Genomic DNA, 15071 nt, shown 5'->3' on the forward strand with positions numbered 1-15071 from the left:
GATTTGTGGATGAGGGAAAGGACTTTGGGTCTGGCTATGTACAAATGATCCCCGCGGTAAAGGTGGCTGTTCTTGCGGGTAAGCCAACTTCTACTTTGCGCTTTGGAGAGATTTGGCATTTCTTTGAACAACAATTACATTACCCTCTTACGGTTCTTGATGAGAATTATATTAGCAGGGTAGATCTTTCTAACTATGATGTATTAATTCTCCCAGGAGGCAAAGGGTACGAATCATTTATTGACGAAAATACGCTTAGCCAACTTAAAGAATGGGTAAGTAATGGTGGCAGGCTTATTGCCATGGGCCAGTCTATTGCCTCCTTGGATGGTGAGAATGGATTTGACATATCTGCCAGGGAAAAAGAAAAAGATAGTACAGCAAAATTAGTGGAACCGTATGAAACCTTGCAGCGGGAGAAAATGAAAAATGAAATAACAGGTGCCATATATAAAACCCGTGTAGATTATACACATCCATTGGCCTTTGGATATGACAATACTTATTTCAGCCTTAAACTTGGGAATGATAGCTATGATTACCTGGAAGGAGGTACTGTGGCCTACATTTCCGATGATACAATGCCTGTGGCAGGTTTTGCAGGTAGTGAAGCCCAGAAAAAAGTATCTAGGAGTCTCGTATTTGGTGTAGAGAAACACGGCAACGGACAGGTCGTTTATATGGTGGATAACCCTCTATTCCGTGGGTTCTGGGAAAATGGCAAACTCTTTTTTGTAAATGCTCTTTTTATGGCAAATTAGTTTTTGTAAGCAAGAAATTAATACAGCATAAAGGCCACCATTACAATCCCAATTACAGCCACAGGTAAAATAAATAGCGTATAGAGGAAAGAGATAATACCGGCTTTAAAAAAGGCACCCACCCAGGAACTCTTGTAAAAATTTCGCAGGGCCAGCATCAGGTAGATTACAAAAGAGAAACAAATGAGCACTTCCAGCCAAATGGGTATCTCCCATACTTTATTCACCAGGAGAATGGTACTAAATGTGGTGAATATAAAAGTGAAGAAATAAAAACTGAATACCAGATGGTGGGCAAAGATGGCCGGTTTCCAATAAAATACTTTCAGAAGTACCGCGAAAAGTGGCAAAAGAAGGAACATTGCCACAGGAATAGTGTCATATAACGCCTGCAGAATACCGCCGCCCCGTTGTTCATAAAACTTGAGTATTTGGGTATAGAATCTGCGTGTAAAAGCGTCTGCATCTTCCTTCATTCCCATCGCCTTAATTTTTTGGTCTAATGGCGCTCCGGCGGCGATAAGGGAGTCTAACTTTTCGCGCCTTAAACCAAAATCTAAAGTGGCTATCTCCGGATCTGTAGCCATTACAGAATCTATTTCCCTGAGTTCTTCATCTGTTAAACCTATAGTTTTCTGACTTTTTTTCAGAACTTTTTTAGCTTCGGCAAGCGCCAATGAATCCTGTTTTATCGGAATAGAATCGAAATTGATCTCCTGTTCCATCCCTTTTTTTATTGCCTCAGAAACTTGATTATCTGCTTTGCGAATGGTAAAAGAAAAGATAAAGAAGAAGATGACAGAGATAAAAAGGTAAAACTGCGCCGGATGGAGGTATTTAAGGCGTTTTCCATCTACAAACCGCCTGGCAAGTACGCCCGGTTTTGTCATCAGGGTCCCAAAACTCCTAAAGAATCTGGCATCAATAGAAATATAATTATCTATTGTATTGCTAAAGAGGACTCCAATAGTAAGGTTATCTGCTGTTTCCTGCCCGCAATAAGGGCAATACTCAAAAGATGCATCAAAGGTTTCTTCGCAATTTTTACATTGTTCAGTGGTTGGTATTTCTGATGTTGGCATATAGATAACTTTAAATAAAAATACAAAAAGCAATGATAGCACAAAGTTTCTTGTTTAGTAGAGAACTATATTTGTAGAACTGTAATTACCTTTCTGAGAATTGACATTTATAAATTAGAATAAATGAATTCAGAATGTACTCTTGGATTTCAAAATCTGAATGAAATTTTAACTAAAGTCGTTGATATCCATTTCGTACAATTACATTTCCCAATTCACAATTCTATTTCATCAGTTAGCCTTATATCCCTTGAGGACGAACCTGCCTGAAATTTATAAGTTCCGTTTTCCAAAGCCCAATAAGCGTTACTTTCATTCCAGTAACGCAATTCTGAAACCGGAATTTTAATCAAAATATCCTCGGTCTGGTTCGGAGCCAAATTTTGAGTTTTAGTAAACCCTTTCAACTCCTTAAGGGGACGATCGATGACCATTCCTGGTTTTGAGATATAGATTTGTACTACCTCTTTACCAAGTTGTTTCCCAATGTTCTGAACAGACAAAGAAATATTAATCGTATCATTTTCTAAAGTTAAATCCATATTTGCATATTCAAAATCAGTGTACGAAAGACCGAATCCAAAAGGATAAGATACATCCATACTTTTCTTGTCGAAATGCCGGTAACCAACATAAATACCTTCTTCATAAATCGTAAAATCTTCATTGCGTACTCTGTCTTTTTCGGGTTTTGTTTTTCCGCTATTGAAAAAATCAAACATACCCAGTGAGCTCCCTCCTAAAGGAAAATTTCGATGCGCAGCGTGATCCTTTACTTGTATTGGAAATGTCATTGGAAGTTTAGCGCTTGGATTCACTTTTCCGCTTAAAATATTCGCCACAGAGTTACCGCCTTCCTGACCACCTTGCCAGGCAAGTAATATAGCATCTGGCTGATCTTTCCATGATGAAGTTTCAATTACCCCTCCAATATTAAGGACCACTATAACCTTTTTCCCCTTTTGATGAAACTCTTGTGTGGTCTTCTTCAGCATTTCATTTTCTGTTTCTGTGAATATAAAATCATCTGCCTCAACCCGGTCACCACCTTCGCCACTATTTCTGCCGATTGTTAATATCGCTGCATCGGCCACACTAGCCAGATTGCGAATTTGATCTGTAGAATAAACAATTTCTGGTGGATCATAAGGCACAAACATGGCTTTCATTCCTTCGGGCTTTACAAATTTTTTTAGATTAGCTTCCTTATGGGATTCATAAATACCTCTTGCAATTTCATTAATTTCAAATCCATTGTTCATCAAGCCTTGTTCCAGAGAAATGGAATAGGCTTCGTTCACATCCCCGGAACCAGTACCTCCAGCAATAAAATCGTAAGATGTTACCCCTATAAGGGCAACATTTACCCCATTTTTGAGAGGAAGTGCATTCTCATTTTTTAGTAGCACCATTCCCTCAGATGCTGATTCCTGAGTAATTCTTGCATGCGACTCAAGATTAGGTTCATTGCTATATTTATGGTCTTCCATTTTTCTGGATTCAACAATCAACTTAAGAATTCGGCGAACAGAGATGTCAATTTCCGCATTGGACAACTCTCCATTCTCATGCGCCTCTAAAAGAGCATTCCATTGTAATCTTGTGCCTGGTTCGAGCAAGTCGTTCCCAGCCTTTATTTGAGCAGGTGCATCAACTCCACCAAACCAATCCGTCATCACTACACCTTGAAAACCCCATTCGCCTCTCAGAATATCCGTTAGCAATTCCTTGCTCTCTGAAGTGTAAGTGCCATTTACTTTATTATATGAGGACATAATAGTCCAAGGCTGTGATTGTTTTATTATAATCTCAAAACCCTTTAAATAAATTTCACGCATTGCACGATCTGACACAATGACGTCATTGTTATTTCGGTTTGTCTCTTGATTGTTGGCTACAAAATGTTTTACAGAGGCACCAACCCCGTTAGACTCTATTCCGTTAACCATCGCAGCACCTATGAAACCGGTAAGCAATGGATCTTCAGAATAATATTCAAAATTTCTACCATTAAAGGGGTGCCTTTGGATATTGGCACCTGGACCCAGGATAACATCTACACCATATTGTAATGCCTCCTCACCCATGGCATGTCCAACAGATTCCACCAAATCCGTATTCCAGGTAGAGGCTAATAATGTGGCTATTGGAAAGGCCGTGGCAAAATATTTTTTATCATCATTTTTCCGGGTAGGTTCTATTCTCAAGCCTGCAGGTCCATCAGACAAATAAATAGTCGGAATTCCCAATCTCGGTGTTGGTACGATGACACCGGCTGCACCAGGGATACCCTTTTCCGGTTCGGTCATACCCAATGCTGATCCTAATCCAGACCCTTTAAGCAGATGTATCTTCTCTTCAATGGTCATTTTCTCTAAAAGGTCTGCCACACGTTCATCAGAGGCATTTCTGTTGTCCTCATAAATATCAAGCTTTTCATTTCCATTGCGGTCTAAAAAGACAAATCCGTCGATTGTAATTTCCTTAAGGTTTAAATTTTCAGTAAAGTCGTCTTCAAAATTTATAAATTTTGAGTTTAAATAAAACCAACCTCCTACTCCTGTTATCACGATTAGGATAAGCAGTCCTGTTAGAAATTTCAATGCTTTTTTTGCACCTTTTTTCATGTGATTAAACTTAATTTGTCATAACGTCACAAATATAATTAATTGCTAGTTTGTGTCTGCTAGTAAAATCGGCACAGATATTCTAATCGTTTTTTATTTGTTAAGTTAGCAGCTAAATCAGGCAACTAATCATACATTAAAGTTTGGCAATTTTAAAATAAAGGATTTGAAATCATTAAAAACACTAACCCTAATTTTCGGAATCATCATACTCATATTCTGTAAGGGTGATAAAAAAAGGAAGTTATCCATACTGTTCTAGTTTATAGCGGTAGGGATATTATTACCATGCCAGGCGAGAAGCTACATTATGCCGAGGCCATTGTAGTAAAAGACGGTATAATAACTTATGCAGGGGATGGAAACACGTGATTAGACCGGAGTTATTTTTTAATATATTTATTAGACCTGGTCAATCAACCGAATGGTCCAGAAATTATAATATGTACAAAGTAAATTGAACCGCATGCAATGCACAGCTAATACTACTTATCATTGTATATAATTTAAAAAATGAACAATTCTGAAGACAAATTTGATATCGAATTTTTAGATCATGTGGCAATACGTGTCAAGGATCTGAAAGTTTCTTCGGATTGGTACGAAAAAGTGTTGGGACTTAAAAAATATCAAATGCCTGAATGGGGAGACACTCCTATTTTTATGTTGGCGAATAAATCGGGAATTGCCCTGTTTCCTGCAAATATATCTGATAAAGAGCTTGATTTAAAATCAAAAAATATTAAAATTGACCATTTTGCTTTTAATGTTACAAAGGAGAATTTTGAAAAAGCAAAAAAGCGTTATGAGAAATTGAAACTAGATTTTAATATCCAGGACCATTATTATTTTCACTCAATATATACAACAGACCCCGACGGCCATACTGTTGAGTTGACAACACTGGTAGTTGAAGGAAATAAATTTTACAAACTAACGAATTGATTAAAACTACATAGAATAGTACCTAATTTATTACGATGAAATTTAATCATCTATCATTTCTCTTATATTTTTTCCCGCTTTTTACTTTAAATGGTGTTGAAAATGATGAAGACGGTGACTATCTTAACTATCATAAGCAGGTTATTGAAGCTGAAAATTCTATTGGTGATGAAAAATATGGTAAAGCATTAAGTAGATACGAGAAAGTGATTAGCACTCATGAATTTATTTTTTTAAGGGATTATCAGGTTGCTACGCAACTTGCTTTATATTTAAACGAGAAACAAAAAGGCCTGCGATTTTTAAAAAAAGGAATTACTGCCGGATGGGAATTAAAAGAAATAAAGAAGAATAGCTTCCTGGCTTCTGTTCTAGACTATTCCGAGTGGAAGAATATTGAAAATAAGTATGATAGTCTTCATATTATATATTTAACCAGAATTGATCAAGCCACCAGAGATAGTGTCCTTTCTATGTTCAAAAAAGATCAAAGTAAAGCCCTTGGGGCTTTATTTCGGATAGGCGATAAAGCACAGGAAAGATATGCTACAAAGAAATTTGCCCCGCATAGTGAAATTCAGATGACTAAGCTCATTAAGATGCTGGAAAGTGAAGGTTATCCGGGAGAAAAGCTGATAGGAAATAATTACTGGATGTCCACGATTATTAGTCACCACAATTCTATTTCTCAGGACTATTCCAAAAAAGATACGCTTTACCAATATATCAGGCCAAGATTAATTCAGGCAATTAGTTCAGGACAGATGTCTCCATATGAGTTTGCAATGATTGATGACTGGCAAAAGGCTGTAATATCTAATCGAACAGAACCCGGATATGGATTTTTAACCCCCCCTGTTCAACCAACTTTATCAGTTACTGATGACTTAAGACAAAAGATTGGGTTACGAACAATAGAACTAAGAAACAAATTAGTAGATATCGAAAAAAAGACAGGAATGGATTTCTACTTACCAGATTGGGTTCAGGGCCAAATAATTGTTGAACAAAAATAAATGGATAACCCCAATATATACAGGCTATAGGCTTTTCAAAATTAGCCTGTAAGTCATCTACGGCTCAAATAATCAACATTTGCTGCATACAGAAAATACAACTTGGGAGGTACACAAAGCACAACAAAAATTTTCTATATATTCGCTCAGATCAATTCTTATTATGGCAGCCACTAAAAAACTAAGCTTTCTCGATAGTTATCTTACACTTTGGATTTTTATTGCCATGTTGTTAGGTGTTGGGATTGGTTATTTTATACCATCATTTCCCGATATCATTAATTCATTTAGTAGTGGCACAACCAATATACCTATTGCAATAGGATTGATTTTAATGATGTATCCGCCATTGGCCAAAGTGAACTATGCGTTGTTACCAAAAGTTTTTCGCAATACAAAAATTCTGTCAATATCCCTTATTCTAAACTGGATTATTGGCCCGGTTTTAATGTTCTTTTTGGCGATTACATTTTTACGGGATTATCCGGAATATATGGTCGGTTTAATTTTAATCGGTTTGGCTCGTTGTATTGCCATGGTGCTTGTTTGGAATGACCTTGCAGAAGGCAGTAGCGAATATGGTGCAGGATTGGTGGCATTAAACAGTATTTTTCAAGTATTTGCGTATAGTTTTTACGCTTGGATTTTTATTACGATTCTTCCACCCTTTTTCGGCTTTGAAGGCGCTATTGTTGACATTTCAATTGTAACAATTGCAGAAAGTGTTGCAATATATTTGGGAATTCCCTTTGTGATGGGAATTTTGAGTCGGCTGATTTTAGTAAAACTCAAAGGCGAAGAATGGTACACCCAAAAATTTATTCCTTTTATTTCACCTTTGACATTAATAGCATTGCTATTTACCATCGTAATAATGTTCTCCCTTAAAGGCGAATTGATAGTTGAAATACCAATGGACGTTATGATTATCGCAGTGCCTTTACTAGTGTATTTTGGCTTAATGTTTATAATTGGTTTCTTTTTAACCAGAGCAATGGGAGCCGAATATGACAAAACTGCTTCTGTAGCATTTACCGCTGCAGGAAACAACTTTGAATTGGCCATTGCAGTTGCTATCGCAGTTTTCGGATTGAATTCAGGACAAGCATTTGCAGGAGTCATCGGTCCGTTGGTAGAAGTACCTGCACTCATCCTATTGGTTCGAGTTTCATTTTGGTTACGAAAAAAGTATTTCGGAAAGCCGGTGAGTAAAAATGTATATGAAAAATAGCGAATTAGAACTTAGACTAAATTAATTTATAAATTTAAGGTCAGTGTTAAATTGAAAAAATCTCTTAAACAAAACTTAACTGGGTTTTAAAGGCGAAGACCTTAGTTTCGCTTAGTCAGTACTGATTTTCTAAAATGAATCAGGGGTAGCGTTCAAACCCAAGCCAACTTAGGCGGGCATGCATAATGAAATCATGGACATTACCATTAGTGGTGCTATATAAAATCTTCAATTAACTCATAAATACGTGGAAAATTCAAATCAACTTGCAAATCGGTTCAAAGAAGTCCTTTTAAAAGGTAAATGGATTGCCAATACAAATTTTAAGGATCAATTATCAAACGTGACCTGGCAGCAGGCAACGAAAAAAATTGGGTCGTTAAATACTATTGCTGCACTAGCCTACCATATCAATTATTATCTAGCAGGAGTCTTGAATGTTTTCGAAGGAGGGTCGCTTGAAATTCGTGATAAATATAGTTTTGATCTCCCTCAGATTAAAACAAAAGTAGATTGGGATAGCCTTCTGGGTGAATTATGGGCTAATGCAGAAAAATTTGCGTATCACGTGGAGCTCATGTCAGAGGAAAAATTAGAATCAATTTTCGTGGAAGAGAAATATGGAAACTATAGAAGAAATATTGAAGGAATAATTGAACATAGTTACTATCATCTAGGACAAATTTCTTTGATTAAAAAATTGATAAAGGAATCGGAAAAAGGATAAAAAAGTAGAATTAAATAAGCACTCAACTATTAAATTAACTATTTTGATGAAAAAAGCAAAGTCTTAGGTTTAGTAATTGCAATTCTATTTCCTTTCGGGCAATCCAATTATGTCTCCGACAAAGACAATGGAATTACAGAACGTATTGCCCAATTAGATAAAGACAATAAACGGGTTTTACTCCTCAGGAATGCTGAAATAAATAATCTTGTTGTTAATTGAAGTAATTATTTAAAAATTTGAATCATGCATATTAAAAAAAACTACACCGCCTTTGAAATGGCCTGGTGGACCCGTTTCGAAACATTTTTATTTTTGGTTATTATAATTTCCTGGGTCGCCGCTTATTATTTTTTGGATTTAGATTGGTTAAAAATTCCATGGACTCCTTTAGCTTTAATTGGCACAGCAGTTGCGTTTGTTATTGGTTTTCAAAATAATGCAGCCTATGGCAGGATCTGGGAAGCAAGAAAAATTTGGGGAGGAATTGTAAATACTTCAAGGACATTTGGGGTGTTTGTTCAAGATATGGTCAACAATGAATACACTCAAACAGCAGTAGAAGATTCAGAACTTCAAAAAGAAATTAAAGCACTCACCTATAGGCACATAGCCTGGATGACCGCTTTACGCTATGCTATGAGAGCATCTAAACCCTGGGAAACGTCTGTTCTGCATAGAACAAACAAAGAATGGGATACTCGTCCACCCGAACATGATTCTACTTTAGATGTGGACCTAAAACCCTATATCTCTGAAAGTGATTATGAATATATAAGGGGTAAGAGTAATAAACAGACGGCATTGTTGTACCTGCAATCTCATCATTTAAGACAACTCAAAGAAAAAGGGGTAATTTGGGAATTTTCTTTTTTAGAACTGGAAGGAGTAATACAAGAATTTTTTACACTACAAGGCAAAAGTGAACGAATTAAAAACTTTCCTTATCCAAGGCAATTTGCAACACTAAATCATTTTTTTATGTGGCTTTTTATCTTGTTACTACCCCTGGCCCTGGTACCACAATTTGCTGAAATTGGCAGTGAACTTATTACTAAAAGTCCACTTATAGGAAAACTATTTGTTTGGTTTACAGTTCCTTTTTATGTCATTGTAGCATGGATTTTTCATACTATGGAAAGAATAGGCAGAACCGGAGAAAATCCTTTTGAAGGAACCGCCAATGACGTTCCTATTTCCACGATTGCAAGAGGAATTGAAATTGACCTCAGAGAAAATTTAGGAGAATCTGGAGAAGATATCCCGGAGCAATTCGCCGTAAAACATCACACTCAATTCTAAGGTATTACGCATAAAGTGAATAAAAAAGGTGGCCCATTATCGGACCACCTTTTAATACTTCATATAACTATTATAGACCTTATGGCCTGTCAGACGACGCTGAAATCAGGTTAGGTCAAAGCGATCAAGATTCATCACCTTATTCCATGCAGCTACAAAATCCTTGACAAACTTCTCTTGAGAGTCCCCACATCCATAAACTTCTGAGAGAGCACGAAGCTCTGAGTTAGAACCAAAGATGAGATCTACACGAGTGCCAGTCCACTTAACTTCACCTGTTGAACGATCACGACCTTCAAAAACGTCATCGGATTCCCCTATAGCCTTCCATGTTGCACCCATATCCAGCAGGTTTACAAAGAAATCGTTGCTAAGAGTCTCAGAACGATTGGTGAATACACCATGACTAGACTGATCAAAATTTGTATTCAGCACACGCATACCTCCAACAAGAACTGTCATCTCTGGCGCGGTCAGGGTCATCAACTGTGCTTTGTCTACTAAAAGTTCTTCGGCACTAACCGAAAATTTGCCCTTTGTGTAATTACGGAAACCATCCGCTGCCGGTTCAAGAACTTCAAACGATTCAGCATCGGTTTGTGCCTCATCGGCATCGTTACGACCTGGAGTAAAAGGTACGGTTATATCATGGCCAGCATTTTTAGCGGCTTTTTCAACAGCGGCACATCCACCTAAAACAATCAGGTCTGCGATGGATACTTTTTTGTTTCCGGACTGGGCATCGTTGAACTCTTTTTGAATACGTCCAAGGGTATCCAATACATTCTCCAATTGTTTAGGACTGTTCACTTTCCAATCTTTCTGTGGTGCAAGTCGAATGCGCGCACCGTTAGCACCACCACGTTTGTCCGATCCACGGAAGGTAGATGCAGATGCCCAGGCCACAGATACCAATTCAGAAATTGATAATCCTGATGCTAAAATATTCGCTTTTAAGTCAGCAACATCTTTATCGCTGATCAATTCGTAATCCGCTGCAGGTATTGGATCTTGCCAAATTAATTCTTCCTTAGGCACTTCCGGGCCCAAATAACGCTGAATCGGTCCCATATCACGGTGTGTCAGTTTAAACCAGGCACGTGAATAGGCATCAGCAAATTCATCGGGATTTTCATAAAAATGTCTGGAGATTTTCTCGTATGCAGGATCCATTCGCAAGGAAAGGTCAGTTGTCAACATAAACGGAGCATGTTTCTTTCCAGGGTCATGTGCATCAGGAATGGTACCGGCACCAGCATTGTCTTTCGGTTTCCATTGATGGGCACCGGCAGGGCTTTTAGTCAACTCCCATTCGTAACCAAATAAGTTTTCAAAATATTTGTTGCTCCATTTTATGGGTGTATCAGTCCAGGCACCTTCTAAACCACTTGTAATGGTATCAGATCCTTTTCCTGTACCAAAGTTGTTCTTCCATCCAAGACCTTGCATTTCGATGCCGGCAGCTGCTGGTTCCGCCCCCACATACTCAGCATCACTAGCCGCACCATGTGTTTTACCAAAGGTATGTCCGCCCGCAATAAGCGCAACTGTCTCATAATCGTTCATCGCCATACGACCGAAAGTTTCACGAATGTCATGGGCAGCAGCAACAGGGTCCGGATTAGCATTAGGGCCTTCGGGGTTAACGTAGATCAATCCCATATGAGCTGCACCTAAAGGGTTTTCCAATTCTCCATCTTTATCATACCTTTTTTTGTTTCCCAGCCATTCTGCTTCAGAACCCCAGTAAATATCTTCTTCTGGTTGCCAAATGTCTTCGCGACCTCCACCAAAACCAAACATCTTCAATCCCATAGATTCGTGGGCACAGTTTCCGGCCAGGATCAACAAATCTGCCCATGAGAGTTTCTTGCCATATTTCTGTTTAACGGGCCACAGAAGTAGTCTTGCCTTATCTAAGTTGGCGTTGTCCGGCCAGCTGTTCAGAGGGGCAAAACGCTGTGCTCCGGTACCACCACCTCCACGGCCATCAGCGATGCGGTACGTACCTGCAGCATGCCATGCCATACGGATAAAGAATGGTCCATAATGACCGTAGTCTGCTGGCCACCAATCCTGGCTATCAGTCATTAGAGCATAAAGATCTTTTTTAACCGCTTCCAAATCAAGCGATTTAAACTCTTCGGCATAATTAAAATCATCATCCATAGGATCAGATAGGGAGGAGTGCTGACGAAGGATGTTCAGATTCAACTGATTGGGCCACCAGTCACGGTTTGTTGTTCCGCCACCGGCTGCCTGATGTAATTCTCCGTTCAAAAACGGGCATTTGCTTTCCCCGTTTTCATTGTGGCTTGTGCCACTAGTTGATGTAGTTTGACTTTTGTTATTATCCATAATATGATCGAATTTTTATTTTCTTTCTTGTAATAGTAAAAGTACCAAAATGTTTACTCATTTAAATTGGTTTCTAATAGAAAATAACTATGACCCATTCTGAACTCCTATAGGTAATTTATTTTGCGAAAATTGGCTCATTTAAAATGACATCAGGGCATCTTAATATTCTTTGAAGCTGAAGCACTAATTCACTTTTTTAGAACTATTAAAAATACTCAGAGGTATGTGCTATATCCGGACCGATGGTTACAAGTTGAAAAGAGAACTAACTTTTCTTTTTTAAATTGAATACTATGGAAATACCAAACCATTTTTAATAAATGATACTAAACAATATTTACTGCTGGCATTCACATTTATTTAGTATTTTAATAACCCTAATTAATTCAGCTAATGAAATATCTAAAGTTTACACTTTCTCTTCTTCTTACCGCATCTGTTTTTTATGGCCTGAATAACAAGTTAGGTTCCATTCCTCCCATCGGAAAATTTTTAAATCCCTATACCGGTGTATGGCAAAACGAAACTGATGAAAGCATTACTGGAACTGTTTCTATTGACGGGCTCAAGGACAAGGTTACCGTTCATTACGATGCTCAGTTAATTCCACATGTCTTTGCTCAGAATGAAAATGATTTGTACAGGGCCCAGGGTTATATTACTGCTAAGCACCGACTTTGGCAAATGGAATTCCAGACGTATGCGGCCGCTGGTCGTTTATCTGAATTTATTGGCGAATCTGCTTTAAACTACGACCGTCAGCAGCGTAGACGTGGAATGGGATTTGGCGCCGACCAAGCTATTGCAAAGATCAGTGAAGACCCTGAAACTACAGCTTTTTTAGAGGCGTATGCAGAAGGTGTAAATAGTTACATCAATCAATTACAGCCTAAAGACTTTCCTGTGGAGTACAAACTACTCGATTATCAACCAGAACCATGGACGATAAAAAAAACTGCTTTGTTATTGATGTACATGACCAAGGATTTGGCCGGAGGAGATTCTGATTTAGAATACACCAATGCTCTGCGCATGTTTGGGAAAGAACGCTTTGATTTATTGTATCCGGATTTTTTTGATGTCATAGACCCTATTATTCCTAAGGAAACCGATTGGAGTTTTATTGATGTGCCTATGACTGAAACACCGGAAAGTGAATTACCACTCGACTCTATTCCAAAAACCTTAGACAAGCCAAATCCAGATAATGGTAGTAATAACTGGGCAATTTCTGGTCAAAAATCTTATTCGGGAAATCCTATTTTGGCAAACGACCCGCATTTGGGGCTAAATCTCCCTTCTATTTGGTTTGTGATGCAATTAAGTACCCCAACTCATAATGCTTTTGGTGCCACATTGCCCGGAGCTCTGGGCATAATTTCAGGATTTAACAATCACATTTCATGGGGAGAAACCAACGCTACCAGAGATGTATTGGATTGGTACAAAATTGAATTTAAAGATGAAACAAGTAAACAATACAGATATGGTGATGATTGGAAAACTGTGAGTTTTAGAGTTGAAGAAATTAAAATAAAAGGTAAAGCCGCTTATATTGATTCTGTATGTTATACCCATCATGGCCCTGTGGCTTATGATAAAAACTTTATGGGTGATAATAAACTTGCCGGTTATGCCATGAAATGGTCGGGCCATATTGGGGGCAACAATCAAAGGACATTTTTGGAGCTCAACAAAGGAAGGAATTATGATGATTATGTTAATGCCCTCAAACATTATACGGCTCCGGCACAAAACTTTGTCTTTGCCTCAACAGAAGGTGATATCGCTATTTGGGTTCAGGGAAAACTGCCCAATAAATGGAAAGGGCAAGGCAAATTTTTAATGGATGGCAGCAATCCAAAGAACGACTGGCAAAGTTTTATCCCCCATCCCTTTAATGCCCACACCAAAAATCCGAAGCGTGGCTTTGTGAGCTCAGCAAATCAGCATCCCGTAGATGAATCCTATCCGTTCTATGTATTTAACGATGGTTTCGAGACCTACAGAAACCGTGTAATCAATAACTTTTTCAATTCTAAGGAGACTTTCAATATTCAGGATTTTAAGGATTTACACAATAATAATTATAACCTTAAGGCAGCGGAACTCCTACCCACTATTTTTGAAACTATGGATACCTCTACCCTTACCGAAGAAGAATTAAACATATTCAACGAAATAAAATCATGGGACTTTAACAATAATATAGACGAATTGGGACCAAGTATTTGGAGGACTTGGTGGTACATACTCTATGATCTGGTTTGGGATGAATACGATGTAGATAATGTTGCCCTGGAAAAACCATTCACCTACCAAACTATTCACTTACTGCAAACCAAAGGCAACGATGAATTTATGGACATAGTGGAGACACCTGAAACTGAAATCGCTAAAGACCTTTTTTTAATCAGTTTCAAAAAAACAGCAAAATCCTTAATGGAGTGGAAAGCTGAAAACGGAGATTACAACTGGAATGCCTATAAGAGCACCTATGTTGGTCATTTGCTGCAGGCTTTACCTGCATTTTCAAGGTTTAACCTGCCAATTGGGGGAGGCGGAAACATTGTGAATGCAACCAGTAAAAATCATGGTCCTTCCTGGCGAATGATTGTGGAGATGAGCTCACCACCAACTGCTCTAGGAATTTACCCCGGAGGTCAATCCGGTAATCCGGGCAGTATATATTACGATAATTTTATAGACGATTGGGCAGCAGGCAACTACCACAGTTTAAACTTTTTGCAATCCGACATTAAAACCGACGCTGTAATCGACACCCAAACTTTAATTTCAAATTAAATGAAAATCAAAATCCTCAATTTTATAGCCACACTTGTTTTAGCTGTAGTCTTTTCGTTTTTTCTGCCATGGTGGTCCGCAATGTTAGCTGCATTTATAACTGCAGTAGTGTTTTCCTTAAAAGGTGCAGCTGTATTCTTTATGCCATTTTTGGCTGTCTTCGTATTTTGGGCAGGGTATTCATTTTTACTTGCTAACGGCAACGACGTCATAC

At 38.2% G+C, this 15071-nt stretch carries 10 protein-coding genes and 1 pseudogene; 7 read left to right on the forward strand and 4 right to left on the reverse strand.

Annotated elements, in window-relative coordinates; translation table 11 throughout:
• A pseudogene (locus tag WBN20_RS14405) lies at positions 1 to 761 on the forward strand (zinc carboxypeptidase); the annotation flags it as partial.
• A gap of 17 nt (positions 762 to 778) precedes the next feature.
• Here the strand turns inward: WBN20_RS14405 and WBN20_RS14410 are convergent.
• Positions 779 to 1843, reverse strand: a complete 1065-nt coding sequence (locus tag WBN20_RS14410; protein ID WP_424275990.1) for a DUF3667 domain-containing protein — start codon at positions 1841 to 1843, stop codon at positions 779 to 781.
• Positions 1844 to 2058: 215 nt separating this feature from the next.
• The gene (locus WBN20_RS14415; RefSeq protein WP_424282190.1) at positions 2059 to 4470 is read right to left on the reverse strand and encodes a glycoside hydrolase family 3 C-terminal domain-containing protein; all 2412 of its coding nucleotides are present in this window, start codon (positions 4468 to 4470) and stop codon (positions 2059 to 2061) included.
• A 513-nt stretch (positions 4471 to 4983) separates the two neighbouring features.
• On the opposite strand from WBN20_RS14415, the gene WBN20_RS14420 reads away from it, so the two are divergent.
• The 5 genes from WBN20_RS14420 to WBN20_RS14440 all read left to right on the forward strand — a co-directional run bounded on the left by WBN20_RS14420 (position 4984) and on the right by WBN20_RS14440 (position 9691).
• Positions 4984 to 5415, forward strand: a complete 432-nt coding sequence (locus tag WBN20_RS14420) for a VOC family protein (RefSeq protein ID WP_424275573.1) — start codon at positions 4984 to 4986, stop codon at positions 5413 to 5415.
• A 35-nt stretch (positions 5416 to 5450) separates the two neighbouring features.
• Complete coding sequence (locus tag WBN20_RS14425; RefSeq protein WP_424282191.1) at positions 5451 to 6431, forward strand: hypothetical protein; 981 nt, start codon at positions 5451 to 5453, stop codon at positions 6429 to 6431.
• 163 nt (positions 6432 to 6594) lie between these two features.
• Complete coding sequence (arsB, locus tag WBN20_RS14430; RefSeq protein WP_424275571.1) at positions 6595 to 7662, forward strand: ACR3 family arsenite efflux transporter; 1068 nt, start codon at positions 6595 to 6597, stop codon at positions 7660 to 7662.
• A gap of 247 nt (positions 7663 to 7909) precedes the next feature.
• A complete protein-coding gene (locus WBN20_RS14435; RefSeq protein WP_424282192.1) occupies positions 7910 to 8389 on the forward strand; it encodes a DUF1572 domain-containing protein in 480 nt (159 codons plus the stop codon).
• Between the two features lie 246 nt (positions 8390 to 8635).
• Positions 8636 to 9691 carry a bestrophin family protein gene (locus tag WBN20_RS14440; RefSeq protein WP_424275569.1) on the forward strand — a complete coding sequence of 352 codons (1056 nt, stop codon included), beginning with the start codon at positions 8636 to 8638 and terminating at the stop codon, positions 9689 to 9691.
• Positions 9692 to 9796: 105 nt separating this feature from the next.
• Here the strand turns inward: WBN20_RS14440 and katG are convergent, their stop codons facing one another.
• Positions 9797 to 12049: a catalase/peroxidase HPI gene (gene katG, locus WBN20_RS14445; RefSeq protein WP_424282193.1), complete on the reverse strand. Its 2253-nt coding sequence runs from the start codon at positions 12047 to 12049 to the stop codon at positions 9797 to 9799.
• A gap of 396 nt (positions 12050 to 12445) precedes the next feature.
• On the opposite strand from katG, the gene WBN20_RS14450 reads away from it, so the two are divergent.
• Positions 12446 to 14857, forward strand: coding sequence for a penicillin acylase family protein (locus tag WBN20_RS14450; RefSeq protein WP_424282194.1), 2412 nt, complete (start codon positions 12446 to 12448; stop codon positions 14855 to 14857).
• Here WBN20_RS14450 and WBN20_RS14455 read toward each other — a convergent pair.
• Positions 14854 to 15071, reverse strand: a 218-nt coding sequence (locus tag WBN20_RS14455) for a hypothetical protein (RefSeq protein WP_424282195.1), incomplete at its 5' end; no start/stop codon positions are given. The genes WBN20_RS14450 and WBN20_RS14455 overlap by 4 nt on opposite strands.

Origin of the sequence: Eudoraea sp., from assembly GCF_049665975.1 — a bacterium.
Classification (GTDB): domain Bacteria; phylum Bacteroidota; class Bacteroidia; order Flavobacteriales; family Flavobacteriaceae; genus Eudoraea.